General features: G+C 70.0%; 22 protein-coding genes and 3 pseudogenes. 16 read left to right on the forward strand and 9 right to left on the reverse strand.

Annotation, left to right across the window (positions count from 1 at the left end):
* Nucleotides 1-5: 5 nt before the first annotated feature.
* Nucleotides 6-383 (reverse strand): peptidase inhibitor family I36 protein, encoded by a 378-nt coding sequence (locus IE153_RS35900; RefSeq protein ID WP_189593886.1) that lies wholly within the window; start codon nucleotides 381-383, stop codon nucleotides 6-8.
* Nucleotides 380-1,027 (reverse strand): hypothetical protein, encoded by a 648-nt coding sequence (locus IE153_RS35905; protein ID WP_189593887.1) that lies wholly within the window; start codon nucleotides 1,025-1,027, stop codon nucleotides 380-382. Before IE153_RS35905 ends, IE153_RS35900 begins: the two co-directional genes overlap by 4 nt.
* A gap of 351 nt (nucleotides 1,028-1,378) precedes the next feature.
* On the opposite strand from IE153_RS35905, the pseudogene IE153_RS35910 reads away from it, so the two are divergent.
* Nucleotides 1,379-1,555, forward strand: a pseudogene (locus IE153_RS35910) (hydrolase); the annotation flags it as partial.
* Between the two features lie 88 nt (nucleotides 1,556-1,643).
* Here the strand turns inward: IE153_RS35910 and IE153_RS35915 are convergent.
* Nucleotides 1,644-2,630: a helix-turn-helix domain-containing protein gene (locus IE153_RS35915; RefSeq protein WP_189593888.1), complete on the reverse strand. Its 987-nt coding sequence runs from the start codon at nucleotides 2,628-2,630 to the stop codon at nucleotides 1,644-1,646.
* Nucleotides 2,631-2,700: 70 nt separating this feature from the next.
* Here IE153_RS35915 and IE153_RS35920 point away from each other — a divergent pair, with 70 nt between their 5' ends.
* The 3 genes from IE153_RS35920 to IE153_RS35930 all read left to right on the forward strand — a co-directional run bounded on the left by IE153_RS35920 (nucleotide 2,701) and on the right by IE153_RS35930 (nucleotide 4,198).
* Entirely contained in the window at nucleotides 2,701-3,066 is a 366-nt protein-coding gene (locus IE153_RS35920) for a putative quinol monooxygenase (protein ID WP_189593889.1), read from the forward strand.
* A 113-nt stretch (nucleotides 3,067-3,179) separates the two neighbouring features.
* The gene (locus IE153_RS35925) at nucleotides 3,180-3,791 is read left to right on the forward strand and encodes a TetR/AcrR family transcriptional regulator (protein ID WP_189593890.1); all 612 of its coding nucleotides are present in this window, start codon (nucleotides 3,180-3,182) and stop codon (nucleotides 3,789-3,791) included.
* Nucleotides 3,788-4,198, forward strand: coding sequence for a DUF6069 family protein (locus IE153_RS35930; protein WP_189593891.1), 411 nt, complete (start codon nucleotides 3,788-3,790; stop codon nucleotides 4,196-4,198). The genes IE153_RS35925 and IE153_RS35930 overlap by 4 nt, the downstream gene beginning before the upstream one ends.
* Before the next feature lie 19 nt (nucleotides 4,199-4,217).
* Here IE153_RS35930 and IE153_RS35935 read toward each other — a convergent pair whose 3' ends face one another.
* Nucleotides 4,218-5,330 carry a PP2C family protein-serine/threonine phosphatase gene (locus IE153_RS35935; protein WP_189593892.1) on the reverse strand — a complete coding sequence of 371 codons (1,113 nt, stop codon included), beginning with the start codon at nucleotides 5,328-5,330 and terminating at the stop codon, nucleotides 4,218-4,220.
* A 200-nt stretch (nucleotides 5,331-5,530) separates the two neighbouring features.
* On the opposite strand from IE153_RS35935, the gene IE153_RS35940 reads away from it, so the two are divergent.
* The 3 genes from IE153_RS35940 to IE153_RS35950 all read left to right on the forward strand — a co-directional run bounded on the left by IE153_RS35940 (nucleotide 5,531) and on the right by IE153_RS35950 (nucleotide 10,831).
* Nucleotides 5,531-8,272 carry a SpoIIE family protein phosphatase gene (locus tag IE153_RS35940; RefSeq protein ID WP_189593893.1) on the forward strand — a complete coding sequence of 914 codons (2,742 nt, stop codon included), beginning with the start codon at nucleotides 5,531-5,533 and terminating at the stop codon, nucleotides 8,270-8,272.
* Between the two features lie 169 nt (nucleotides 8,273-8,441).
* On the forward strand, nucleotides 8,442-9,014 hold the full coding sequence (locus IE153_RS35945; protein ID WP_189593894.1) for a PadR family transcriptional regulator: 573 nt from the start codon (nucleotides 8,442-8,444) through the stop codon (nucleotides 9,012-9,014).
* Nucleotides 9,015-9,106: 92 nt separating this feature from the next.
* On the forward strand, nucleotides 9,107-10,831 hold the full coding sequence (locus tag IE153_RS35950; RefSeq protein ID WP_189593895.1) for an acyl-CoA dehydrogenase family protein: 1,725 nt from the start codon (nucleotides 9,107-9,109) through the stop codon (nucleotides 10,829-10,831).
* Nucleotides 10,832-10,845: 14 nt separating this feature from the next.
* Here IE153_RS35950 and IE153_RS35955 read toward each other — a convergent pair whose 3' ends face one another.
* Nucleotides 10,846-11,037, reverse strand: coding sequence for a hypothetical protein (locus tag IE153_RS35955; RefSeq protein ID WP_229829333.1), 192 nt, complete (start codon nucleotides 11,035-11,037; stop codon nucleotides 10,846-10,848).
* 101 nt (nucleotides 11,038-11,138) lie between these two features.
* On the opposite strand from IE153_RS35955, the gene IE153_RS42100 reads away from it, so the two are divergent.
* On the forward strand, nucleotides 11,139-11,366 hold the full coding sequence (locus IE153_RS42100; protein WP_229829334.1) for a hypothetical protein: 228 nt from the start codon (nucleotides 11,139-11,141) through the stop codon (nucleotides 11,364-11,366).
* A 38-nt stretch (nucleotides 11,367-11,404) separates the two neighbouring features.
* A complete protein-coding gene (locus IE153_RS35965; protein ID WP_229829335.1) occupies nucleotides 11,405-13,852 on the forward strand; it encodes a SpoIIE family protein phosphatase in 2,448 nt (815 codons plus the stop codon).
* Nucleotides 13,853-13,953: 101 nt separating this feature from the next.
* On the opposite strand, the gene IE153_RS35970 is transcribed toward IE153_RS35965, so the two are convergent.
* Nucleotides 13,954-15,261: an RICIN domain-containing protein gene (locus tag IE153_RS35970; protein WP_189593931.1), complete on the reverse strand. Its 1,308-nt coding sequence runs from the start codon at nucleotides 15,259-15,261 to the stop codon at nucleotides 13,954-13,956.
* A 100-nt stretch (nucleotides 15,262-15,361) separates the two neighbouring features.
* Complete coding sequence (locus IE153_RS35975) at nucleotides 15,362-16,792, reverse strand: endo-1,4-beta-xylanase (RefSeq protein ID WP_189593897.1); 1,431 nt, start codon at nucleotides 16,790-16,792, stop codon at nucleotides 15,362-15,364.
* 333 nt (nucleotides 16,793-17,125) lie between these two features.
* Here IE153_RS35975 and IE153_RS35980 point away from each other — a divergent pair, with 333 nt between their 5' ends.
* From IE153_RS35980 to IE153_RS35990, 3 genes and pseudogenes are all read left to right on the forward strand, one after another.
* On the forward strand, nucleotides 17,126-18,595 hold the full coding sequence (locus IE153_RS35980; protein WP_189593898.1) for a non-reducing end alpha-L-arabinofuranosidase family hydrolase: 1,470 nt from the start codon (nucleotides 17,126-17,128) through the stop codon (nucleotides 18,593-18,595).
* 433 nt (nucleotides 18,596-19,028) lie between these two features.
* Nucleotides 19,029-19,994: a glycoside hydrolase family 6 protein gene (locus IE153_RS35985; RefSeq protein ID WP_189593899.1), complete on the forward strand. Its 966-nt coding sequence runs from the start codon at nucleotides 19,029-19,031 to the stop codon at nucleotides 19,992-19,994.
* 267 nt (nucleotides 19,995-20,261) lie between these two features.
* Nucleotides 20,262-20,525 (forward strand): annotated as a pseudogene (locus IE153_RS35990) (TetR/AcrR family transcriptional regulator); the annotation flags it as partial.
* Between the two features lie 153 nt (nucleotides 20,526-20,678).
* Here the strand turns inward: IE153_RS35990 and IE153_RS35995 are convergent.
* Nucleotides 20,679-21,410 (reverse strand): alpha/beta fold hydrolase, encoded by a 732-nt coding sequence (locus tag IE153_RS35995; RefSeq protein WP_189593901.1) that lies wholly within the window; start codon nucleotides 21,408-21,410, stop codon nucleotides 20,679-20,681.
* Between the two features lie 157 nt (nucleotides 21,411-21,567).
* Between IE153_RS35995 and IE153_RS36000 the strand changes: the two genes are divergently transcribed.
* The 4 genes and pseudogenes from IE153_RS36000 to IE153_RS36015 form a co-directional block, all read left to right on the forward strand.
* The gene (locus tag IE153_RS36000) at nucleotides 21,568-21,963 is read left to right on the forward strand and encodes a winged helix-turn-helix transcriptional regulator (RefSeq protein ID WP_189593902.1); all 396 of its coding nucleotides are present in this window, start codon (nucleotides 21,568-21,570) and stop codon (nucleotides 21,961-21,963) included.
* 442 nt (nucleotides 21,964-22,405) lie between these two features.
* Nucleotides 22,406-22,570, forward strand: coding sequence for a hypothetical protein (locus IE153_RS42960; protein WP_438817977.1), 165 nt, complete (start codon nucleotides 22,406-22,408; stop codon nucleotides 22,568-22,570).
* A 272-nt stretch (nucleotides 22,571-22,842) separates the two neighbouring features.
* Nucleotides 22,843-23,349, forward strand: coding sequence for a DinB family protein (locus IE153_RS36010; protein ID WP_189593903.1), 507 nt, complete (start codon nucleotides 22,843-22,845; stop codon nucleotides 23,347-23,349).
* A gap of 250 nt (nucleotides 23,350-23,599) precedes the next feature.
* Nucleotides 23,600-23,955 (forward strand): annotated as a pseudogene (locus IE153_RS36015) (helix-turn-helix domain-containing protein); the annotation flags it as partial.
* On the opposite strand, the gene IE153_RS36020 reads toward IE153_RS36015, so the two are convergent.
* Nucleotides 23,899-24,198 (reverse strand): hypothetical protein, encoded by a 300-nt coding sequence (locus tag IE153_RS36020; RefSeq protein WP_189593933.1) that lies wholly within the window; start codon nucleotides 24,196-24,198, stop codon nucleotides 23,899-23,901. The pseudogene IE153_RS36015 and the gene IE153_RS36020 sit on opposite strands and share 57 nt — an antisense overlap.
* Nucleotides 24,199-24,821: the final 623 nt, after the last annotated feature.

Raw genomic sequence — 24,821 nt, forward strand, 5'->3', positions numbered from 1 at the left:
GTCTGTCAGCAGCGCATGGCCCAGGTGTGGGAGTCGCCCCGGTCGTTGGCCACGCCGTTGTAGCCGACCTCCTGGCCGGGGGTGAGGCAGATCGTCATCTGCCCGCCCTGACCGGCGCTGGAGTAGACCTTGACGTGGTCCTTGATACCGGGCCCGGAGATCCCGTGGTTGGCCCAGGAGGAGTCTGCGTCCGCGATCCAGCTCTCCCACCAGCCGTCGTCGCCGGACCAGTTGGCGCGCTGACCCGAGAAGTCGGCGTTCTCCCAGACGCAGAACTCACCGCTGGGGCAGTCGGCGGCGCTTGCTGTGCCTGCCGTGGTGAGAGCGCCGGTGAAGAGGAGGAGCAACGCTGCGACGGTGTGGAACAGCCTGCTTTTCGTCATGACGGGGTGGGACCTTTCTGAGAGGGGGTGGGCCGGCCGGCGAGCAGCCGGGCCGCGCGGTGCAGTGCGCGGTCGCGCAACTGGTCGTACGTGGCGATGTCCTCACGGTGCGCGGCACGGACCTCGGCGAGCCGTGCGGGCTCCCACCGGGCCCGCACGTCGTCCAGTCCGCTCTCCCGCGCACAACGGGTGTCCTTCTCGGAACAGGCGGCCCGGCGCGCGAGCGCTGCCCGGTACCGGGGGTCGTCCTTGAGGCGGGCCTGTGCCTCGGGGCGCAGGTTGTTGACGATGACCTCGGCACGGAACCAGCGGGCCTGATCGCCGTAGAGGTGGCGGTGCGCCTGCGCCAGACAACCGTCCGTGTGCGTACGGACGGTGTATCCGGTGGCGAGGGTGACCTCCAGTTCGGCCGGGTCCGTCCCGAAGAGCGTGTCCTCCTGTGAAACAGGCTGCCCTGCGGTGCCCCGGGCGGTCATGCACCGGTCCACCAGCACCCGCTGTGCCGCTTTGATCAGCTCGCTGCGCGCCTGCTCCGACGTCGGCAGCGCCGGCCGCGACGGCCCGGAACAGCCCCCGGCCAGCAGCACCGTGAGTACGGCGGCCACCACCGTCCCGCCCGCGACGCGGGCCCAGGCAGCGCTCATCTCCACGCCCCTCGGAACGATCAAGAACCTGCGCAGGACACGGCGTGCGACCTGGTAGGAAGGCGGCGCAGGAGGGAAAGCAGGGAGGGAAGGCGGCTCGGCGCGGATATCCGGTTGCCTTCGGCGGTGGGCGTGGACGCAATGGTCGGCATGGTCGAACAGGTGCCTCTCCCGCGGCGAAACGACATGACGGCGTACGCGGCGGAGCGGACCGGCGGAGCATCCGTCCGGATCGGTGCGCTCGCTCCGCTGACCCGGCCCGGCTGGGTCCAGGCGGGCCAACACCTGCTCGCCGGAATGGGGTTGGCCGTCAGCGAAGCCAACGACGCCGGCGGGATCACCGGGAGGCCGGGCGGCACGGTCTGGGGCGGTGGAGCGCTGGCCATGACCCGTGCCGACGGCGGGCGTCAGATGTCCGTGGCGGTGAACCTGCAGCGGCGGAACAGGCTCGACGCCTCAGGCAGGCCGCAGCCCCATTCCCTCGACGACGCGCTGGTGACGTTGTACCGGGAGGCCATGTACGGCTGACCGGACAGGCAGCCGGTGACGCGCCCAACGACCGATCAGGTGACGCGCCCGGCGACCGACCGGGCCCGTCGCGACGGGGCCGTCCCGTTCAGTCCGTACCCGGACCGCCGCTTCCGGCCCCCTGCTCGTGGCGCCCGAAGGAGCGTCGGTAGGCGGCGGGGGTGGTGTGCAGCAGGGCGTGGAAGCGTCTGCGGAGGTTGGTGGCCGAGGACAGGCCGACCCGCTGCGCGACCGTCTCGATGGGAAGGTTGGTCTCCTCCAGCAGGGCCCTGGCCGCCGCGACGCGCTGCTGGAGCAGCCAGCGGCCGGGGCTCATGCCGAGCTGGTCGGCGAACCTGCGGGCGAGGGTCCGCGGCGAGGTCCTGGCCTGCGCGGCGAAGGCGTCGAGGGTGAGGGGCTGGTGCAGCCGTTCGGTGGCCCAGTCGAGGACCGGGGCCAGTGATTCCACCGGCCGGTCGGCGACGGCCCCCGTGCTGTACTGCAGCTGCCCGCCCTCACGGTGCGGAGGCATCACCATGTGCCGGCCGACGTGGGCGGCGTAGGCGGCGCCGTGGTCGGTGCGGGCCAGATGGAGGCACAGGTCGATACCGGCCGCCGTGCCGGCGCTGGTGGCGACATCGCCCAAGTCGATGTACAGCGTGTCGGGTTCGACCTCCACATCGGGAAATCGCGCGGCGAGCTCGCCGGCGAGCCGCCAGTGGGTGGTCGCTCTGCGGCGCGACAACAGCCCTGCCTCGGCGAGGAGGAAGGCGGCCGAGCAGATCGCCACGACACGGGCGCCGCGGCTGTGCGCTCGCCGCAGGGCGTCGATCACGGCGGGCGGTGCGGGCTCCGTACGGTCGTGCCAGCCCGGGACGAGCACGGTGTCCACCGCGTCGAGTGCCGTGAGGTCCGCGCCGATGAGCATGTCGTACCCCGCCAGGGTCGGCACGGCGCCCGGATGCTCGGTGCACACGGCGAAGTCGTAGCCCCGGGGCAGGCCGGGGCGGCGCAGGCCGAAGACCTCGGCGGCGGAGGCCAGTTCGAACGTGGACTGCCCGGGCAGGACCAGCGCGGCCACTCGGTGAAGGCTCATGGCAGGAAAGTACTCGTCCGTGTCGATCCGGTCACTGGGCGAGGCTCAGGTGCGACACGAGGATCGGATCATGACGCAATCACCGAGTGACCTTCCCTTCCCACACGTCGACGACGTCGGACGCGACAGCGGGACGACGCTGATCACCCGGGTGAGCGAGGCTCGCGTACGCCCTGAACGCTTCGAGGCGTTCCGGGACTTCATCCTCTCGACGGTGCGGGCATTCCCCGACCGCCACCCCGGCCTCGTGTCCCACGAAGTACTGCTCGCGCCGCCCGGGACATTGCTGTACGTCAGTCGCTGGCGCAGCGAGGGGGACCTGGTCGCCTTCGCCGGCGAGCACTGGCGGGACCAGCCCGTGGTTCTGCCGGGAGAGGACGAGTACCTCGTCGCACCGCTACAGGTGCGGCACTTCACCCTCGTACCGCTGTGCTGACTTCGGCGGCGGGCCGAGGACGGCACCAACGAGCTACGCACCATGGATCCCGACAAGCGGAGTGAGTCCTCACTCATTGACGGAGTGAGGACTCACTCCGTATTATCGGAGTCATGACGGAACCCCAGGAGAACAAGACCACCCGCCGCCGCGCACCCGGCATGTCGCCGGAGCAGCGCCGCGAAATGATCATCCAGACGGCCATCCCGCTGATCGCCGAGTACGGCGCCACGGTGACGACCGCGAAGATCGCCCGCGCCGCGGGCATCGGCGAGGGCACGATCTTCCGGGTCTTCGCCGACAAGGACGAGTTGCTGCAGGCCTGCGTGGCCAAGGCCCTCTCCCCCGAGCACGCGGTCCGCGAGCTCGACGCGATCGACGTGTCCCAGCCGCTGCCCGACCGGCTCGCGGAGGCGGCCGAAGCGCTCCAGGCGCACCTGTCCAGGATGGGCGCGATCCTCGGCTCGCTGGGGCATGGCGGCGGCAAGCACCCCGGCACGGTGCGCGGCGCCGGCCGCGCCGAGTCGACGACCCGTATCCGCGCGGCCCTCGCGGAGCTGCTGGAGCCCGACAGGGCCGCCCTGCGCCGGCCGCCGGAGCAGATCGCGGGTCTCTTCTTCGGGCTGCTCTTCACCCAGCCGCGCACGGAGGACGAGCCCGACCTGACTCCGCAGGAGCTGGTGGAGATCTTCCTGCACGGGGCGCTCTCGGGGAGCGCCGGGTGAGTCCACGGCGACGGCGTTCGGGGGTCACGGCCCTGACCGTCCTGTCCCCCGTCCTGGTGTGGCTGGTCGCGGACCCGTCGCTGGGGCACCGGCTGCGGATCGCCGACGGCGAGCAGACGCTCGACATCGGCGCCGTGCCCGTGGCGGTCGTCGCACTGTTCGCGTCGCTCTCCGGCTGGGGGCTGCTGGCCGCCCTGGAGCGGTGCGGAGTGCGGCGCGCCCGCGCCATCTGGACCGCGGTGGCCGGCGCCGTACTGGCCGTGTCCTTCCTGCCCCTCCTAGGCGACGGCATGGACGGCGGCACCCGGGCCTCCCTCGCCCTGATGCACCTGGCGGTGGCGGCGGTGCTGATCCCGGGGCTGGGCGGCAGGTCCCCCGAGACGGGAGCCGGAGCGACCAGGGGGTGACCGCAGGCACCGGGGCCTTCTACGCCGACGACGCCCGAGACTCCTCGTCGGAGCGCCTGAGCGAGAGGGCCGCGATGTCGTCGTCGAGCCTTCCGCCGCTGTGCCGGAGCAGATCCCGGTGCAGCGCGCCGAGCAGCTCGCGGGGCTGCTCCAGATCCTGCAGCCGCATCCAGTCCGGCAGCGGAAAGAACCGGCCGGCGTGATCCCGGGTCTCCGATACGCCGTCCGTGTAGAGCAGCAACTGGTCCCCCGGGGAGAAGGCGACGCTGTCGACCCAGTAGCGGTCACCGATGAGCGACGCGAGGTTGAGGGGCGGGGAGGGGACGGTGGGGTCCAGAACACGGACCTTCCCGCAGTGCGCGATCAGCGGCGGCGGATGGCCGCAGTTGAGAAGCCGGATCCGGCCGCCGTCGGGCGGGATCTCGGCCAGGAGAGCGGTGGCGAAGTGCTCGGGCTGGTCCTGAGCGGGAAACGCGGCGCTGTGACGGGTGACGGTGGTTTCCAGGCGATGGACGATGCCCTGCAGGTCGGGCTCGTCGTACGCCGCCTCCCTGAAGCTGCCGATCACCGCCGAGGCCACCCCCACCGCGGACAGGCCCTTGCCCCGTACATCGCCGATGAGCAGCCGGACCCCGTGCGGTGTACCGAGTGCTTCGTAGAAGTCGCCGCCGATCCGGGCCTGCTCCTGGGCCGCCAGATACAGCGACTCGATCTCGAGGTCCCCGATGCGGCGCGGCAGCGGGCGCAGCAGCACCTTCTGGGCCGCGTCGGCGACGAGCCGGAGCTGGAAGAGCACTTCCTCCCGCTGGAGTCGGACGTGACTCCCGTAGGCGGCCGCCAAGGTGACCGCGACGATCGCGGCCGCCGTGTACGGCGTCCCCAGATCGGTGTAGAAGAGGCTGAGGACCGTCATCAGCAACAGACAGAACGCCCCCAGCAGCAGCGTCGGAAGCACGGGCCACATCGCGGCGGCAAGGGCCGGAGCGGCGGGCAGCAGGCGGCTGAAAGCGATGTCCCGGGGCGTGGAGAACGCCAGGACGGCGATGAGGACGGTCAGGACCACGGGTGACAGCCGGGCGGCTTCCCATCGGCCGCTGTAGGCGGGGCGACGGCGCCTCAGCCGTGCAGACATGATCACAAATGCATAATATCGACCAAAACCGACATCGGGCGCGGAGAGAATCATGCACCGCACGCTCTGCGACGGACAGCCCCGCCCGGAGGAGCCGGGGTCCGTGACAGGCACGCCTGACCCTCGCAGACTCCCGTTGCGACCCGGCGAGGATCAGGCGGAGCCTGGCCGCTTGGGATCACCAGTGTTAGAAAGGTCGCATGGCGGATCGGCTCGCCCGTCCTCGACACCTCTCGGTCAAGCGCGTGATCAGCAAGAGCACGCGGAGCGTGGCCGGGCAGGTGTTGATCTTCCAGGTGGCCCTCGTGGTGCTGCTCGTGGCCTGCGGCGTCTTCGCTCTCATCCTTCAGTCGGAGCGGGACTCCGCCGCCGAGGCCAGGCGCCGCTCCACAGCCGTGGCACAGACCTTCGCGCACTCACCGGGTGTTCTGGCGGCATTGCGGGCCCCGGACCCGAGCAGGATTCTCCAGCCGCTCACCGAGGAGGCCCGCCGGGCCGCCGGTGTCGACTTCATCGTGGTCATGGACACCAACGGCATCCGGTACACGCACCCTTTGCCGGACCGCATCGGAAAGCAGTTCGTGGGCGAGATCGCGCCGTCCCTGGAGGGCAAGGTCTTCGTGGAGAGCGTCGACGGCCCGCTCGGGCGCGAAGTGCAGGCCACGGTCCCGATCGAGAACGCCGGTGACGAGGTGGTGGGCCTGGTCTCGGCGGGGATGAAGGTCAAGAACGTCGAAAGCCAGTTGAACCGGCAACTACCGATCATCCTGGGCGCGGGGGCCGGAGCGCTCGTGTTGTCCACCGGTGTGACGGCGCTGGTGGGCAGGCGGCTGCGACGGCAGACGCACAGCCTGGCCCCGGACGAGATGACCCTGATGTACGAGCACCACGACACGGTGCTCCACTCCGTCCGGGAAGGGGTCCTGATCGTGTCCGCCGACGGGCGGCTCATGCTGGCGAACGACGAGGCCAGACGGCTGCTGGAACTGCCCCCGGACGCGGAGGGACGGCTCGTTTCGGAGTTGCCGGGCCTCGATCCCGAGACAAGGGAGCTGCTCACCTCCGGGCGCGAGGCCACCGACGAGGTGCACCGCGCGGGAGAGCGGCTGCTCGCGATCAACCAGCGGCCCACGGAGCACCGCGGAGGCACCAGGGGCACCGTGGTGACGCTGCGCGACTCCACCGAGCTGCAGGCGGTGACCGGCAGGGCGGAGGTGGCACGGGAGCGGCTCGGACTCCTCTACGACGCCGGGCTCCACATCGGTACCACCCTGGACGTGCTGCGCACCGCCGACGAGCTGGCGCGGGTCCCCATTCCTCGCTTCGCGGACTTCGTCACCGTGGACCTGGCGGACACCGTCCTGCACGGCGATGAGCCGGCCCCCACGGCGACGGACATGCGACGCGCGGCCGTGTGCGGCATCCAGGACGACCACCCGCTCTCCGAACAGGGCCGGCTCTTCGACTACGTTCCCTCCACTCCCCAGGCGCGCGGTTACGGCAGCGGCCACTCGCAGTTGGTGAGCGATCTGCCGGCCGCCACGGGCTGGCGGCTGCAGGACCCGGAGCGTGCCCAGGCGATCATCGACTTCGGCATCCATTCCCTCATCACCGCGCCGATCCGGGCCCGTGGCGTCGTGCTGGGCATGGCCAGCTTCTGGCGCGGGCGGCAGCACGAGCCGTTCAACGAGGAGGACCTGTCGCTGGCGGAGGAACTGGTGGCCCGTGCCGCGATCAGCATCGACAACGCCCGCCGCTACACCCGCGAGCACGCCCTGGCCGTCACCCTCCAGCAGAGCCTGCTGCCGCAGGCGATGCCCGAGCAGAACGCCCTCGACATCGCCTACCGCTACCTCCCCGCCCAGGCCGGAGTGGGCGGGGACTGGTTCGACGTGATTCCCATGCCGGGGAGCCGGGTGGCACTGGCCGTCGGCGATGTGGTCGGCCACGGCCTGCACGCCGCCGCCACGATGGGACGGCTGCGCACCGCGGTCCACAACTTCTCCGCGCTGGATCTGCCACCCGACGAGCTGCTGAGCCATCTGGATGACCTGGTCGGGAAGATCGACCAGAACGAGACGGCGGAGACCGCGGCGGGTGTCGTGGGCGCCACCTGTCTGTACGGGATCTACGACCCCGTGACGCGTCGCTACGTCGTGGCACGTGCGGGGCATCTGGTGCCCGCCCTGGTCCACCCGGACGGGTCCGTCACCTTCCCGGACGTGCCGGCCGGTCCGCCTCTGGGCCTCGGCGGCATGCCGTTCCAGACCGCGGAGCTGTGCCTGGCGGAGGGGACTCAGCTCGTCCTGTACACCGACGGCCTCATCGAGGACCGCAGGCGCGACCTGGACGTGGGCATGGAACTGCTGCGCGATGCGCTGACGGGCCACCCCGGCCGGCCGCCCGAGGAGACCTGCCAGGACGTGCTGGACAACCTGCTCCCCGGGCGTCCCAAGGACGACGTCGCCCTGCTCGTCGCCCGCACGCGGGAACTGCCGCCCGATCGGGTCGCCGACTGGGACGTACCACCGGACCCGGCCGCCGTCTCCGGAATGCGCGAGGCCGTGTCGCAACGGCTCGATGCGTGGGGCCTGTCGGAGTTCGGCTTCGCCATGGAACTCATCCTCAGCGAGCTCATCACCAACGCCATCCGCTACGGCGCCGGGCCGATCCACGTCCGGCTGATCCGCGACCGCACGCTGATCTGCGAAGTGGCCGACAGCAGCAGCACCTCACCACACCTGCGGTACGCCGCGACGACCGACGAAGGAGGCCGGGGTCTGTTCCTGGTGTCGCAGATGGCCGAGCGCTGGGGCACCCGGTACACCCCGCAGGGCAAGGTCATCTGGGCCGAACAGGCCCTGCCCGAGGTCATGCAGCAGCCTGCCCCGGGTCCGGTGGACGCGGACACACCCCTGGACGGTGAGACAGCCGACCCGTGAGGCAGATCGTTGCGCGGCTGGGCGCGCCCGACGCGTTCGGCGCCACGCTCCCGACCGGCGCCGGGTGATCCCGGCACTGAGCGTGAGGGGGGACGTGCGGGCGTGAGCCGCGTCGCATCGCCAGGGGTGAGACTTGCTATGCAACGAGTTGCATAGCACGATCGCCGTCATGGCGCTCGAGCACGCGATCCTGGTGTCGCTCCTGGAGAAGCCGGGCTCCGGCTATGAGCTGGCCCGGCGTTTCGAACGGTCCATCGGCTACTTCTGGACCGCGACCCACCAGCAGATCTATCGCGTACTGAAGCGCATGGAGAACGACGGCTGGGTCGAAGCCCGGGACGTCCCGCAGCGAGGACGGCCGGACAAGAAGGAGTACTCCGTCGCCGACCTCGGCCGGGCCGCGCTGTCCTCGTGGTTGCACGATCCGATCGAGCCGGAGAGCGTCCGCCACGACCTGGCGGTGAAGATCCGGGGCGCGGCCTTCGACGATCCGGCCGCCCTGATCCGCGAGGTGGAGCGGCACCGGCAGGCGCACCGGGACCGGCTGGCGCACTATCTGGCAGGCGAGGAGCGGGACTTCACGGGGCCCGAAGCGGGCGCGGCCGCTCCGGACGCGTCGCCGGACGCGGAGCGGGAGCTCCAGCACGTCGTCCTGCGCGGCGGCATCGCGTACGAGCGGATGATGATCGGCTGGCTGGACGACGTGCTCGCCACGCTGGCCCGCTTCCGCCCGGGCCACTGACCGCGCTCCACCGCACCGGCCGCGACTGCTCCGCCGCTCCGGGCGCCATACCTCTCGAGTCCCATCCGTCCACCCGCCGAAAGAGGTCCTCCATGGCTGACCAACTGCTCTTCAACCCGCGCACGTACGACCCCGCGCACTTCGACCCCGAGACACGCCGCTTGCTGCGTGCCACCGTCGACTGGTTCGAGGAGCGCGGGAAGCGGCAGCTGATCGAGGACTACCGGACCCGCGCCTGGCTCGGTGACTTCCTCGCCTTCGCCGCGAAGGAGGGCCTGTTCGCCACCTTCCTGACGCCGTCGTCCAGTGCTGGGGAGGGGGAGCCGGACAAGCGGTGGGACACCGCCCGTATCGCCGCGCTCAATGAGATCCTCGGCTTCTACGGCCTGGACTACTGGTACGCCTGGCAGGTCACCATCCTCGGCCTCGGCCCGGTCTGGCAGAGCGACAACGCCGCCGCCCGCGCCCGCGCCGCGGAACTCCTCGCGCAGGGAGAGGTGTTCGCGTTCGGCCTGTCCGAGAAGGCCCATGGCGCCGACATCTACTCCACCGACATGCTGCTCGAGCCCGACGGCGACGGCGGCTTCCGCGCCACCGGCTCCAAGTACTACATCGGCAACGGCAACGCCGCCGGTCTCGTCTCCGTCTTCGGCCGCCGTACCGACGTCGAGGGCCCCGACGGCTATGTGTTCTTCGCCGCCGACAGCCGTCACCCGAACTACCACCTGGTCAAGAACGTCGTCGACTCCTCCAAGTTCGTCAGCGAGTTCCGCCTGGAGGACTACCCCGTGACGTCCGACGACGTCCTGCACACCGGCCGCGCCGCCTTCGACGCCGCCCTCAACACGGTCAACGTCGGCAAGTTCAACCTGTGCACCGCCTCGATCGGCATCTGCGAACACGCGATGTACGAGGCCGTCACCCACGCCCACAACCGCGTCCTCTACGGCCGCCCCGTCACCGCCTTCCCGCACGTGCGGCGCGAGCTGACCGACGCGTACGTCAGGCTCGTCGGCATGAAGCTGTTCAGCGACCGCGCCGTCGACTACTTCCGCTCCGCCGGCCCCGACGACCGCCGCTACCTGCTCTTCAACCCGATGACGAAGATGAAGGTGACCACGGAGGGCGAGAAGGTCATCGACCTGATGTGGGACGTCATCGCCGCCAAGGGCTTCGAGAAGGACAACTACTTCAGCCAGGCGGCCGTGGAGATCCGTGGCCTGCCGAAGCTGGAGGGCACGGTCCACGTCAACCTGGCGCTGATCTTGAAGTTCATGCGCAACCACCTCCTCGACCCGGCCGAGTACCCGAGTGTCCCGACCCGTCTCGACGCGGCCGACGACGACTTCCTGTTCCGGCAGGGCCCGGCCAGGGGCCTCGGCTCGGTGCGCTTCCACGACTGGCGCCCGGCCTTCGAGGCGTACGCGCATCTGCCCAACGTCGCTCGCCTGCGCGAACAGGCCGACGCGCTCTGCGAGTTCGTCGCCACAGCCGCTCCCGACGCGGAGCAGAGCCGCGACCTCGACCTCGTCCTCTCGATCGGCCAGCTCTTCGCGCTCGTCGTGCACGGGCAGCTCGTCCTGGAGCAGGCCGGCCTGACCGGACTCGACGAGGACGTACTCGACGAACTCTTCGCCGTCCTCGTACGGGACTTCTCCGGCCACGCCGTCGAACTGCACGGCAAGGACTCGGCGACCGAGCAGCAGCAGGAGTGGGCGCTGGCGTCGGTCCGGCGGCCGGTCGTCGACGAGGCACGCACGGGGCGCGTCTGGCAGCGGGTCGAGGCGCTGTCCGGCACGTACGAGATGGCCCAGTAGGAGCGCCACACCGATCATCGGTGGCCGGGCCGCGGCCCGGCCACCGACCGGCCAGGCCCGGCTCCGCGGTCGGGACCCGGCGTGAAGCGGACCGCGAAGCCCAGCAGGGTGACCACGGCCATGATCAGCATCGTGGAGCCGACGCCGATGCGGTCCAGCCCGACGGGCAGCAGGTAGGTGCCGATGGCGGCGCCGATACGGCTCACAGCCGTGCCGCGCGACCTTCACGGTCGGCACCGCCTCGCTCGGCCTCCTGGAGATCGGCTCCCTGGCTCTCGCGGCCGGAGCGCTGCCGGCCCTGGTGGACATGAGGCGGCAGGAGAAGGCCGAGGGCGGCATCAGCTGGACCACCCTGCTGCTGGTCGCGGGCGTGATGACCTACATGGCCATGCTGGAGAAGGCCGGCACCGTCGAGAACATCTCCGAGCCCGGTTCTTCGGGGCCCGGCACCTGGCACCCCGAAAGCGCACCGGCCGGAGCGCCGTGGAGCAGGGGCCGATCTACGCTGGAAGCAACCGCTGGAAACCAGCCCTGACGGGCGCGGCAATCCGGACGGAGGCGTGGTACGTGGAGATGGCCGACAAGCAGGATGCCCCCACTGCCGCTGTCGTGGTGGGCCCGGACGGCATGGTGAGCGGCTGGAGTGAGGGGGGCCGACTGCTGCTCGGCTGGACGGCGGAGGACACCGTCGGGCGACCCGTGGCGGACCTGCTGGTCGATCCCCCGCCACCCGGCTTCCCAGAGGGCCACGGCGCCGGCCCTACGGGGTTGGTCCTCCTACGCCACCGGGACGGTTCCACAGTGGACGCTGTGGTAACGGCTCACCCGCTGTCCGGGCCTGACGGCCAGGCAATGGGCCACGTGATCACCGTCCAGCGTTGGGGACGTCGCCCGGTGATCGCCGACCGGGCGTTCGAGCAGTCTCCCTTCGCTCTGGGCGTCTACGACCCCGAACTGCGGTTCCTGTGGATCAACGCCTCCTCGGGCCGGGTGATCGCGCACTCCGAGGAACAGGTGCTCGGCAGGAAGTACCGCGAGGTGCTCCCCGAATTCGACCGCACGCTGTTTCCCGAGAGGGACGACAAGCCCTACACCGACGCGCTCGCCCAAGTGGCGAGGACGGGCGAGCCCACGCGTCTCATCACCGTCTTCCGCCCGCGCGGCAGCGACTACGCCAACGCCTGGGCCACCAGCATCTGGCCCGTCCGGGATGCCGAGGGCAAGGTCCGCGCGATCGCCAACTGGGGATTCGACATGAGCGCCGAGTACTGGGCTCGGCAACGCCTGCTGATCCTCAACAAGGCCAGCGGCGGCATCGGCCGGACCCTCGACGTGATCGGCACCACCCAGGAACTGGCCACGACTCCGGTGCCGGGATTCGTCGACCTCGTCAGCGTGGACCTCCTCGACGAGGTGCTGCGCGGAGAGGAACCGCCCTCAGGATTCCCGTTCGCGCCCGGCGAGACCATCACGCTCACCCGTGCCGCCCAGCACAGCACGAAGGCGGACGCCGGCCACGCTCCGACGGCCACGGCACCGGTGACCCACGCGCCCGGTTCCGTCGCCGCCCGCTGCATGGCCGCCGGCAGGTCCACGGTCGAGCTCTCCGCCCGGCCCGGCCAGGGCGGCGAGTGGGCCTTCGGGCCCGGACTCGCCGCCGACCCGGCCCACTGGCCACCGGGCAACCCGGTGATCGACGAGTCCCTCGCCGCGGACGGGCTGACCGGCCGGATCACCGTGCCGCTCCGGGCGCGCGGCGCGCTGCTCGGCGTCGTCGCCTTCTCCCGCGTCGACCGGCCCGAGGCGTTCACCGCCGACGACTTGATCCTCGCCGAGGAACTGACCGCCAAGGCAGCCGTCGCCATCGACAACGCCCGCCGGTACTCGCGCGAGCGCACCACCGCGCTGACCCTGCAACGCACCCTGCTGCCGCAAGGCCTGCCGGTCCACGAGGCGGTCGAGGTGGCCTCCCGCTACCTGCCCGGAGGGACCGGGACGGAAGTGGGCGGTGACTGGTTCGACGTCATTCCGCTGTCCGGCGCCCGGGTCGCCCTGGTCGTCGGCGACGTCGTCGGTCACGGCCTGCACGCCTCGGCCAGCATGGGCAGACTGCGCACGGCGGTGCGCACCCTCGCCGACGTCGATCTGCCACCGGACGAACTGCTGACCCACATGGACGACCTGGTCCTCCACCTCGCCGGCGACCTCCGGCCCACCGGCGACTTCCAGCCGACCGGCGAGTCCGGGGCCACCTGCCTCTACACCGTCTACGACCCGGTCTCCCGGCACCTCACGCTGGCGAGCGCCGGCCATCCCCTGCCTCTGATCATCTCCCAGGACGGCACCCGGACCCCGGTACCCGTCCAGCCGGGACCGCCGCTCGGCATCGGGGGGCTGCCCTTCGAGGCGACCGAGCTCGAACTGCCGGAGGGCAGCCTGCTCGCCCTCTACACCGACGGACTGGTGGAAAGCCGCGAGCTCGACGTCGACCAGCGGACCGCCGAACTGCAGCGGGCCTTGAACCACCCGACCACCTCGCTGGAGGCCCTGTGCGACACGGTGATGGACGCCATGCTTCCGCAACGCCGCACCGACGACGCCGCCCTGCTGCTCGTGCGTACCCACGCGCTGGATCCCCACCACGTCGCCGACTGGGACGTCGAGCCCGACACCGCGCAGGTGCCGCGCGCCAGGAAGCTCGCCGTCGACCAGGTGGACGCCTGGGGCCTGGAGGAGGCGGCGTTCGTCACCGAGCTGGTGGTCAGTGAGCTGGTGACCAACGCCATCAGATACGGCGCGCCGCCCATCAGGCTGCGGCTGATTCGCGACACCTCCCTGATCTGCGAGGTCTCCGACGCCAGCAACACCGCCCCGCACCTGCGCCGGGCCCGCGCGTTCGACGAGGGCGGCCGGGGCCTGTTGCTCGTCGCCCAGCTCACCCAGGGGTGGGGCACCCGGCACACCACCGACGGCAAGACCATCTGGTGCGCGCAGAACCTCCCCCGGCCTGAGCCGCACTGAGATCGGCTGGACACAGCGCCTCAGCCGGATCCCACTTCCCACGGCCTGCGTCGACGGAGTGGAGCCAGGATCATCCTGGCTCCACTCCTGGTGCGGACGTGTCACTGGAACTGTGCGAAGAACCTCCAGATCTCTGCCTTGGTCCAGGTGGTGACGCCGCTTTCGCCGGAGGAGCCGTCGACCGGGCCGGGCATGTGGCCTCCGTCGAACGCGGCCCATTGGACCGGGTATCCGGCACGGCAGCCCGAGTAGGTGGTGGTGATGTGCGTTCGGCTGCCCGGCGCGGGCTCGCGCGGGCTCTGGGGGGTGCAGCCGTTGTTGCTGACGAACTTGTCGCGCAGGGACCGGCCTTGCCCGATGTTGAGCACGGAGTCGCTGATCCCGTGGATTCCGAGGTAGGCGATGGGCTGGGTGCCGCCACTGCACCCGCTGATCTGAGCGCCCGATATGACGGCGACGGCCCTGAAGACGTTCGCCCGGCTGCATGCGAGTGCGTAGCTCATACCGCCGCCCCAGCTGAATCCCGTGGCGAAACGCTGCGCCGGGTTGACACAGAGGCCGCCCTCGATGCGCCGGATCATGTCGTCGACGAAGGTGACGTCCTCGCCCCCGGAGTTGGCCCAACCGTTGCCGAGGCCCTGGGGGGCGACGAGGATCGCGCTGTTGCTCGACTGTTCCTGTTGGCCGTAGTAGGACCAGGCGCTCCCGCTCGTGCCGCCGGAGGCGACCTCGCCGGCGGTTCCGCCCCGCCAGTGGAACGCGAAGATCAGTCGGTAGGGGCGGCTGTTGTCGTAGTTGGCGGGAACCCTGAGGATGAAGCTGCGGCTCTTGCCGCCGCTCTGAATCGTGTGCGTACCGCTCGCCAGAGTGGGGGCGCTGCCGCAGGCGCCTCCGCCCCCGCCGCCGGACGACAGTTGGATCATCTGCCACTGCTGGTTGGCGCCGCCCCAGTCGCTGTACTGGACGACGCTGCCTCCGTCGGCCGTGGAGGCGCCCTGGACCTCCACCGCCTTGCTGCTGCCGCGGTTGATCAGCCGGACGTGGCCCGCGTCGGAGTCGGCCAGGCGGAACTGCTGGTTGTCCCCGTTGTGGTCGGCCCATTGCTGGATCGCGGCACCGTCTGCGGCCGAGGCGCCGGCCACGTCGAGAACCTTGCCCGAATGCCGGGCCTTGAGGCGGTAGAAGCCGCCGCCGGAGTCCACGAACTGCCACTGCTGATTGGCTGCGTCGTTGCGCGTCCACTGGCCGACCCGCGCGCCGTCGGCGGTGGACGAGCCGGAGACGTCCATGGCCTTGCCGCTGTTGCGATTGACCAGGACGTACCAGGCGTTGGTGTCCACCGTCGCCGCCTCCGCGGGCGCCGGATCCACCGCGGCGAGCATGCCGATCGCGAGGGTGGCGGCCAGCACGGCGGCGACCCGGGACCACCAGCGCTGTGTACGAGGAGGGGCGGGAGGATCCGCACCAAAGGTCTTCATCGATTCACCCTTTCGTCCGTGACAGGTCCCCTCAGGTGCGCGTCCAGCGTTGGTTGCCGCCGCTGGAGCAGGAGTAGAGCTGGATCAGGGTGCCGTTGGCGGTGCCGCTCGCGACGGCGTCGAGGCAGAGGCCGGACTGGACGCCGACGATGGTTCCGTCGGAGCCGAGGCGCCATTTCTGGTTGTCGCCGCCCCAGCAGCCGTAGATCTGGACTTTGGAGCCGTTGCCGGTGCCGGCGGCGTCCAGGCACTTGTCGCCGTAGACCCTGAGCTCGCCGGCGGCGGTGTACGTCCACTGCTGGTTGGTGCCGTTGTGGCAGTCCCACAGGTGGAGCTGGGTGCCGTCGGCCGTACTGGTGCCGGGCACGTCCAGACAGCGGCCCGAACCGACCCCCTTGATCGTTCCGCCGCCCGAAGGGGGTGTGGAGGTGCCGCCGTTGAGCGCGTTGAGGACCGCGGTGTAGGCGGGCTTCTTGCTGCCGTCGCTGTTGAACAGCAGCGGCGTGTGCTCCGGTCGCCAGGAGTCGCTGTCGCGCACACCCCAGACGGTGATGCCGAGGCAGCGCGGGACGGCCAGACAGTCCTTGGTCACGTCGGCGTAGGTGGTGGCCGAGGCGCCCTGGATGTCGAGTTCGGTGATGGCGACGTCGACGCCGAGGGCCGCGAAGTTCTGCAGGGTGGTGCGGAAGTTGCTGTTGTAGGGGCTGCCGCTGTTGAAGTGCGACTGGAAACCCACGCAGTCGATCGGCACTCCGCGCTGCTTGAAGTCCCGGACCATGGCGTACATGGCCTGGGTCTTGGCCCAGGTCCAGTTCTCGACGTTGTAGTCGTTGTAGCAGAGCTTGGCGGCCGGGTCGGCGGCGCGCGCGGTGCGGAAGGCGACCTCGATCCAGTCGTTCCCGGTGCGTTGCAGGTTGGAGTCGCGCCGGGCTCCCGAACTGCCGTCGGCGAACGCCTCGTTCACGACGTCCCACTGGGCGATCTTGCCCTTGTAGTGGGCCATCACGCCCTTGATGTGGTCGGTCATCGCCTGGCGCAGCGCGCTGCCGCTGAGGGCCTGCATCCAGCCCGGCTGCTGGGAGTGCCAGGCCAGAGTGTGGCCGCGCACCTGCTTGCCGTTCTGCACCGCCCAGTTGTAGACGCGGTCACCGGCGGTGAAGTTGAACTGGCCCCGCTGCGGTTCGGTGGCGTCGATCTTCATCTCGTTCTCGGCCGTCACCGAGTTGAACTCACGGTTCGCGATGGTGGTGTACGCCGAGTCGCCGAGCCTGCCCGAGGCGATGGCGGTGCCGAAGTAGCGGCCGCTCTGCGCCGCCGCGGCACCGAGTGTGTTCTCGGCGGCGTGTGCGGTGGGCGGCGCGACCAGGGCGGCGACCACACCCAGGACGCCGGCGACCAGCGCCAACAGCAGGCCGCGGGCCTTCCGGCGGACAACGGGTCTGAGAAGGGCGTACGAGCCCATGGCTGTGCCTCCAAGGTAGGAATCACGGAAGGACTGAAGCTCAGGGGGAAGCGTCGTCCGGTACATCTGCCGTGCAGCACACGCGGTTCGGTATGTCGAACTATGACCGGCCCCTCAGCCACGGAGATTGCGGGATTGACGATGCATCGTCAACACTCCGGACGGAAGAAGTTTCCGATCCTCGTCCGAAACTTGCGGAGACCCGGCCACGGGGTACTCCCGTTGTTTGTGGACAGATCGGCGACAGGGCTTGACCAGAGGGCCCCGGGTTCCTAACTTGAGCCATCAACCTTCCGGGAATTCCTCGAATGTTTCGAGAAAAGAGGCCCCCTCATGTGGTTGAGCCACCCGTCCCCGGTCCGCCCGAGACGATTATTCGCCGTTCTCGCACCCTTGCTGCTCTTGGTCACCTTCCTCGGCGCCCAGCCCGCCGACGCGGCGACCATTGACCCCAACGCCTCGTACGTGCTGGTCAACCGCAACAGCGGCAAGGCGCTGGATGTCCACAACATGGCGACCGGCGACGGCGCCCGCATCACCCAGTGGACCAGGAACGACCAGAACCAGCAGCAGTGGCGGTTCGTCGATTCCGGGGGCGGCTACTACCGCATCGAGTCCCGCCACTCGGGCAAGGTCCTGGACGTCCACAACTGGTCCACCGCGAACGGCGGCTCGATCGTCCAGTGGACCGACCTGAACGCCACCAACCAGCAGTGGCGACTGGCCGACAGCTCGGACGGCTACGTGAGGCTCGTCTCGCGCCACAGCAACAAGGCCCTCGAAGTGCAGGGCGCATCCACCGCCGACAACGCGAACGTCGTCCAGTACGACGACTGGGGCGGCAGCAACCAGCAGTGGCAGCTCGTCAAGACCGGCGCCGACGGCCCCGGCTCGTGCGACCTCCCGTCGGCATACCGCTGGACCTCGACGGGCGCGCTGGCGCAGCCCAAGGCGGGATGGGTCTCGCTCAAGGACTTCACCGTCGCCCCCTACAACGGCAGGCAGCTCGTCTACGCGACGACGCACGACACGGGGACGAGTTGGGGTTCGATGAACTTCGGCCTGTTCACCAACTGGTCGGAGATGGCCTCGGCGAGCCAGAACAAGATGTCGACTTCGACCGTCGCGCCCACGCTCTTCTACTTCGCACCGAAGAACATCTGGGTGCTCGCCTACCAGTGGGGCGGGACCGCCTTCTCCTACCGGACCTCGAGCGACCCCACCAACCCGAACGGCTGGTCGTCCCCGCAGACGCTCTTCTCCGGAAGCATCTCCGACTCCGGAACGGGACCGATCGACCAGACGCTCATCGGTGACGGGACGAACATGTACCTGTTCTTCGCCGGTGACAACGGCAAGATCTACCGGGCCAGCATGCCGATCGGAAACTTCCCGGGCAGCTTCGGCACGTCGTCGACCGTGGTCATGAGCGATACGAGGAACAACCTGTTCGAAGCTCCGCAGGTCTACAAGCTGCAGGGCCAGAACCGCTACCTCATGATCGTCGAGGCGATCGGCGCGCAGGGCCACCGCTACTTCCGCTCGTTCACGGCCACCAGTCTGAACGGCTCGTGGACCCCCCAGGCCGCGACCGAGAGCAATCCCTTCGCCGGCAAGGCCAACAGCGGCGCCACCTGGACCAACGACATCAGCCATGGCGAACTGATCCGCACCAGCCCCGATCAGACCATGACCGTCGACCCCTGCCGCCTGCAGATGCTCTACCAGGGGCGCAGCCCCGACTCCGGCGGCGACTACGGCCTCCTGCCTTACCGCCCGGGCCTGCTGACACTGCGGCGCTGACGGCGCGACACGAGTCCGGCTCCTTACGGAGCGGACGTGGCGGGCTCGAGGAAGGCCGAGCCCGCCAGGCTCACGCAACAGTGTCGGCGCGCATACGGCGGCGGGGCGTGCAGGCGGGCAGCGCTCACCGGGCACAGGCCCACTCCGCAACGCGGTGCCGCCGGTGGCACCACCGGCGGCCCAGGCGCACCGGCTCGTCCGGGGGCGCCACGGCGGACGGGCTGGACGCCGGTGATGTGGTTGCACATGGCCTCGGCCGCGCCGCTCGGGTCGTGGGTGGCGTCCACCGGCCCGCTGACCCGGACCAACCCGCTGACCCGGACCAACTCGACCTGCTGACCGACCGTGCCCCGGGGAGCACTTCCGACGGGAGCGCTCCCCACTCTCCTCGCCGACCTTCGGACGCATCCCTGTCAGAAAGCCGAGGTAAGCCATGCGCCGCAGACTTCTCGCCCTCGTGGCAGCACTCTCCTCGCTGCCGCTGGCGCTCGCCGCCGCGCCGTCCGCCCACGCGGCCGATCCGACGACCATGACCAGCGGGTTCTACGTGGACCCCGACTCCAGCGCGAAGCGGTGGGTCGCCGCCAACCCCGGTGACGGCCGGGCAGCCGCGATCAACGCCTCCATCGCCAACACCCCTACGGCCCGCTGGTTCGGCTCCTGGAGCGGCACCATCGGCACCGCCACCGGCGCGTACGTGGGCGCCGCGGACGCCCGGGACAAGCTGCCCCTCCTCGTCGCCTACAACATCTACAACCGTGACTACTGCGGCGGGCACTCCGCGGGCGGAGCCTCCTCACCGTCCGCCTACGCGAACTGGATCGCCCAGTTCGCGGGCGGAATCGCCGGCCGCCCGGCCGTCGTCGTCCTCGAACCGGACTCCCTCGGGGACTACGGCTGCATGACCCAGGCCCAGATCGACGAACGCGAGAGGATGCTGACCGGAGCGCTCTCCGAGTTCAACCGTCAGGCCCCCCACACCTGGGTCTACCTCGATGCGGGCAACCCGGCCTGGGCCAGCGCGGCGACCATGGCCCAGCGCCTTCACGAAGCGGGTCTCCGGCAGGCCCACGGTTTCTCGCTCAATGTCTCCAACTACCTGACCACGGCCGAGAACACCGCGTACGGCAACGCCGTCAACAGGGAACTGGGCGCCCGGTACGGCTACACCAAGCCGTTCGCCGTGGACACCAGCCGCAACGGCAACGGCTCCAACGGCCAGTGGTGCAACCCGTCGGGCCGCCGCATCGGCACCCCCTCGCAACTCGGCGGAGGCGCCGAGATGCTCTTGTGGATCAAGGTCCCGGGCGAGTCCGACGGCAACTGCGGCGTGGGAGCCGGCTCCTCGGCCGGACAATTCCTCCCGGAGGTCGCCTACAAGATGATCTACGGCTACTGATCCGGAGCCGCCGGCCCGAGCCGGGACCCTCGAAGTCAGCACGGAACCAGCACGGAGATGTGGCGTGATTCGATCGCGTACCTCTTGATCGCCGTCGGCCGGGCCGAGAGCCTCGTCCATGACCAGGATCCGGGACATGCCGCTGATCAGGACGGTCAGCGCGGCGGGGGAGGAAGCCTCGCCGAGAGCACCGGCCGGAGCTCTTCCAGACGTCACGGGTCCGCCTCCGCACCCACGCCTGAGAATGGCCCAGAACCGTTCGCAGATGGTGCCGTCGTAGGAGACACGCGCCGGATGGGCGGCCGCCGCGGGCGGCTCCGCGCCATCGCAGAGTCCCGGGCCGCCGGGCGCATCAGGCAGGGAGACCCCTTCGACGTGATGGCCATGGTCATCACCACGCCCATGGCCTGGTCTCCGGTGAGTAGCGTCTACGCCGCCTCCGCTCAAGAGCCCGCGAGCGTGCGCGAACAGCGCCGCACCCTGCTCCGCGACCGCGTAAGCCGCGCCGTCGCCCCGGCCCGGGGAGCCTGAGCACACCACGACGGTTCGGTGCGGCTACCCCGCTACGTGCGGACCCGGCCTTCAGCTACGAGGCGCTCGTCTCCGCTTCCCACTCGGTTGAGGGGCGAAGCGAGTGGAGCGATGAGTAACCCTGGCCGATTCCAGCGGTCCTCATCACGGAGGCTATCGGAGGGTGGATTCAAGCAGCAGTTCGCTCAGGTCCGCCGGCATGGTGATCATGCAGTCGTGCCCGGTCGGCAGTTCCCGTATCCGTGCCGGGGAGCCGTTGGGCTGTGTGGCGGGGACGGGCCGCCGTACGATGCCTTCCGGCTCTGCGCCGACGCAGTGGATGTGCGTGCGCGGAATGGAGTCCAAGGCAGGGTTGTCCAGTCGGACCGGTTGCCGCAGGCAGCGCACTGGCTGGTCTGAGAGCGTCGCGCGCAGCCAAGCGACGTCCGCCGGGTCGGTGACACCGAACAGGCCGAGGGGCGGAGGCATCTCGGGCAGCGGCGGGATGCGCCAGCCGTTGCCGGACTTGGCGGCCAGGTCGATCAGGTTCTGGGTCATGGGCTGCACGTCGACGGCGGTCTCGCCGTGCTCCGGAACCATCGCGTCGAGGTACACCAGGTGCGCGATTCGTTCCGGTACCTCGTTGGCCGCGGACGAGACGACCAGCCCCGCGTAGCTGTGACCCACGAGCACCACCTCGGTCAGGTTCTCCCCGTGGATCAGATTGACGACGTCCGCGACGTGCGTGTCGAGCCCCACCTCGGGACCGAGCAGGTGCGCCTTGTCGCCGTAGCCGGTCAGTGAGGGCGCGAACACGCGGTGTCCGGCCGATTCCAGCAGCGGGACCACCCGCTCCCAGCACCGGCCGCTGTGCCAGGCGCCGTGTACCAGCAGAAAGATTGACATGAGGGGAATCTTTTCCTCTTCGGGGCGTGGAGGCGCGGGAGCATCACGGTTCCTGTTTGTGCCTCAGTACTCTTCGGGAACCGGAATCATCGTGCTGCACCTGCCGCAGCCCGATCAATAAGGCACATTTCCGTGCCCCGGTTCTCTGGAGGTAACCATGAGCGGCACAGTGGACGGCGAGTCGCGGCCGGCGCGGCCGGAGGACCCGTGCCAGGCCCGTGAAGTGCTCGGCATCGTCGGCGACAAGTGGTCGCTGCTGATCGTGCGTCACCTCAGCCAGGGGCCACGCCGCTTCACCGAACTCAAGCGGGCGGTCGACGGGATCAGCCAGCGAATGCTCACCGTCACCCTGCGCGGCCTGGAACGCGACGGGATCCTCACACGGACCGTCCGCAACGTCATGCCGCCGCACGTCAGTTACGAACTGACTCCGATGGGCAGGACCCTCCGCGAAGCCACCGCACCCCTGTTGGAGTGGAGCATCACGCACCTGACGCACATCGACGCCGCCCGCGCCGCGTACGACGCCCGCCCCGACACCTCGCCCGCCTGACCCCCGCCCGGCTGTACTCACCCATCGGCAGGTACGGCTCGATGAGCTCCACCTGGTCATCGGTGAACTGTGGCCATGTCACACCCTGCGTGCAGGAACTCAACTCGTTTCTTGACCTCGGCCTTGGTCAAAGGCTGTCGTGTGGTTGTCCCGTCCCGCCGCTTCTCACAGCTTCCCACGGGACCTTGAGTGGTGGGCCGTTCGTCCCGGGGAACGTTGCCGCTCGTGCACGGCCCGGGCTCGCCCACCATCGACCAGCCTCCACGGGCGGATCGTGCTCACCGTGGACATCTCCCCGTGGCTGCGCTCGGACGCCGCGCGCTCGCCGGAGCGGCTGTTCTGCCCCGTCCACGGCCGTTCCCGCGCGGCTGCGCAGATCATCCCGGGCTGACCGGACTGGGTCGTCGCTGCGCTGACACCGGACCGCACCTCGTGGACCGCCGTGCTGGACGCGGTCCGCCTCGGACCCGCTGACGACGTGGTCTGGGCGGTGGTCTGGGGCGTGACCGTCGGCATCATCGTCGTCCCACAACAGCACCGGCTCATCGCCCTCAGCCGTTGGGGCTTGCCCCGGCCGAACTCGGGCTGGTGGCCGCCACCGCCCTGACCCTCCTGCGGCACCTGGGAACCACGCGTCACCCCGCCGCACCCGTGACACCGGAGCCGGCCCGGGCCAACCAGGCAGAGACCACGGCGCGCCCGGCGCATCAGGTTGGCCGACCCATCTACTCAGGCCGGCCAACCGGTACGCCCAGCCACAAACGGGCCACCAGTCGTCAGCACCTACGACATCACGCGTTCAACTCAGTAGGTGGAGCAGGGTGGGCGCGCCGTTAAATGCCTCGACATCGGTCGCGGTGATCGGGGACGCTTCGCGCGATGACCAGAATCGACGACACGCCGCCCGCGTGGGACGAGCGCACCCAGCTCACCACGTTTCTCGACTACGCACGTGACACCGCCCGCGCCAAGTGCGATGGCGTCTCGGCGGAGAACGCCCACAAGGCGCTCCTGCCGGGTTCACCACTGATGACCATGAGTGGAGTGATCAACCACCTTCGCTGGGTCGAGTACTACTGGTTCCAGGTGGTCTTCCTCGGCGAGGAAGACTCGGGTCCCTGGACCGAGGAGGACCCCGACCGCGAGATGCGTATCGCCGTCGACTTCCCGCTCAAGCAGTTGCTCGACGAATACGCCGAACAGAGCGCCCGCTATCGCGAACTGGTCGCTGGGAATGGCCTGGACAAGCAGGCCCAGCGAGCCATCCGCGACGGTCTCCATGTCGACCTGCGCTGGATCCTCCTTCATCTCACCGAGGAGACAGCCCGCCACAATGGCCACCTGGACATCCTGCGCGAGATGCTCGACGGCACGACCGGCGACTAGATGTATTGATCACGAGCGTTGTTGACACTGGCGGGTCTTGAACATGGCGAAGCCTGAGGGGCGGCCGCCCTTGCTGCCCCTTCGGTGTCGTTGACCCGCCGCTACCTGCGGCGAAGCCAGGTCAGGCACACCATCCCCGAGTCGAAGAATTGGCTAGTGCTGTGACCGCACAGGTTCGCCGGGGTGGCGGTCGTGGCGGTTGGATGTGCGGTGACGTCCGATCCGACCGCTGGAGGCGCGGTGACCGAGCCTGTTGGCGTCGGCCGGCGGGAACCGGGTACCGGTGATCGCCCAACCGGTGCAGGCAGACGAGGACACCGTGCGCGACGTGATCCACCGCTTCAACGAGATCGGCCTGGCCTGCCTCGACGCGCGGTGGGCGGGAGGCCGTCCCCGCCTGCTGAAGCCTGACGACGAAGACGTCGTCATCCAGACGGCCACCACCCGCCCACCAAACTCGGCCAGCCCTCCACCCGCTGGTCACTGCGCCAACTCGTCGCCTACCTGCGTAAAGTCCCCGGCCGGATCATCCGCATCGGCCGCGAGGCGCTACGCTGCCTGCTCGCCCGCCGTGGCATCACCTTCCAGCGCACCAAGGCATGGAAGGGCGAAGCCGTCGGGCCACCTGCCGGCGAGCCCGGTGCAGCGGCGGCGGCGCCATCGCATGTGGCGTACCAGATGGACGGGACCGAGCGGTTCGGCGTCGGCGATGAGATCGGCGACGAGTGGATGACGTGCGCTGCGTGCGAAGGCGGCGAAGTCCTCCTGTCGCTTCTGTCTGGCGTCCGGTTCGCCGCCGTGGGCACCCAGCAGTGTGACCTGCCACTGTCCCTCTTCGATCGGCAGCACAAAGGGCGGCTCGCACGGGGCCCGTGGCGAGGAAGTCCGGCAGAACGAAGACGAGGGGAAACGCGCCGTCCGTGTCGCTCGGGGCGCGGAAGCGTCGGCTGGCATGACCGGCCCGCCAGTTCACCACGGTTTCGGGGACGGCAGGCAGGCCCAGCTCGGTCAGCCAGTGTCCTGCCCGTGATGCGCGGCCTGTCGCATCAATGACCAGGTCCGCGTAAGGGACCTGGTGGCGCCGCTGACGTGGTCGCGGAGGCTTACGCCCGTGACGCGCTGCGCGCTGCCCACGAGGCCGATGCCCTGCGCTCTGGTGCGCAGCGAGATCCCGGGGGCGGTAAGGAGTGCCTGTTCCCGCAGCACCGAGTCCAGCAGGTCTCGGCTGCACGTGACGACGTAGTGCCGTCCGGGAGTTCGGCGTAGCCAGCCGCTTCCGGCCAGCCACGCGGCGTCCGCGGTCATCTGGATCTTGCGTGCCCCAGCGGCGAGCAACCGCTCGATCGTGCCCGTATCAGGGATTCGACGGCCTGCGCCCCGCCCGACCAGAGCATGTGGCTGTGGTGTGCCTGGGGGACGCCGGTCGCGCGGCCGGTCCAGAAGGCAGGGCGTCGCGTTCGAGGACGGTCCCC

It is taken from the genome of Streptomyces massasporeus (assembly GCF_014648995.1).
Taxonomy (GTDB): domain Bacteria; phylum Actinomycetota; class Actinomycetes; order Streptomycetales; family Streptomycetaceae; genus Streptomyces; species Streptomyces massasporeus.

Coding starts and splice junctions, on each gene's coding strand:
- IE153_RS35965 (WP_229829335.1), top strand. CDS start 11,405: ATGGCCGACAAGCAGGATGCCCCCACTGCCGCTGTCGTGGTGGGCCCG.
- IE153_RS35935 (WP_189593892.1), bottom strand. CDS start 5,330: ATGTCTGCACGGCTGAGGCGCCGTCGCCCCGCCTACAGCGGCCGATGG.
- IE153_RS35920 (WP_189593889.1), top strand. CDS start 2,701: ATGACGCAATCACCGAGTGACCTTCCCTTCCCACACGTCGACGACGTC.
- IE153_RS35940 (WP_189593893.1), top strand. CDS start 5,531: ATGGCGGATCGGCTCGCCCGTCCTCGACACCTCTCGGTCAAGCGCGTG.
- IE153_RS35945 (WP_189593894.1), top strand. CDS start 8,442: ATGGCGCTCGAGCACGCGATCCTGGTGTCGCTCCTGGAGAAGCCGGGC.
- IE153_RS36000 (WP_189593902.1), top strand. CDS start 21,568: ATGAGCGGCACAGTGGACGGCGAGTCGCGGCCGGCGCGGCCGGAGGAC.
- IE153_RS35950 (WP_189593895.1), top strand. CDS start 9,107: ATGGCTGACCAACTGCTCTTCAACCCGCGCACGTACGACCCCGCGCAC.
- IE153_RS35995 (WP_189593901.1), bottom strand. CDS start 21,410: ATGTCAATCTTTCTGCTGGTACACGGCGCCTGGCACAGCGGCCGGTGC.
- IE153_RS35900 (WP_189593886.1), bottom strand. CDS start 383: ATGACGAAAAGCAGGCTGTTCCACACCGTCGCAGCGTTGCTCCTCCTC.
- IE153_RS35925 (WP_189593890.1), top strand. CDS start 3,180: ATGACGGAACCCCAGGAGAACAAGACCACCCGCCGCCGCGCACCCGGC.
- IE153_RS35915 (WP_189593888.1), bottom strand. CDS start 2,630: ATGAGCCTTCACCGAGTGGCCGCGCTGGTCCTGCCCGGGCAGTCCACG.
- IE153_RS35985 (WP_189593899.1), top strand. CDS start 19,029: ATGCGCCGCAGACTTCTCGCCCTCGTGGCAGCACTCTCCTCGCTGCCG.
- IE153_RS36010 (WP_189593903.1), top strand. CDS start 22,843: ATGACCAGAATCGACGACACGCCGCCCGCGTGGGACGAGCGCACCCAG.
- IE153_RS35980 (WP_189593898.1), top strand. CDS start 17,126: ATGTGGTTGAGCCACCCGTCCCCGGTCCGCCCGAGACGATTATTCGCC.
- IE153_RS35975 (WP_189593897.1), bottom strand. CDS start 16,792: ATGGGCTCGTACGCCCTTCTCAGACCCGTTGTCCGCCGGAAGGCCCGC.
- IE153_RS42100 (WP_229829334.1), top strand. CDS start 11,139: ATGAGGCGGCAGGAGAAGGCCGAGGGCGGCATCAGCTGGACCACCCTG.
- IE153_RS35905 (WP_189593887.1), bottom strand. CDS start 1,027: ATGAGCGCTGCCTGGGCCCGCGTCGCGGGCGGGACGGTGGTGGCCGCC.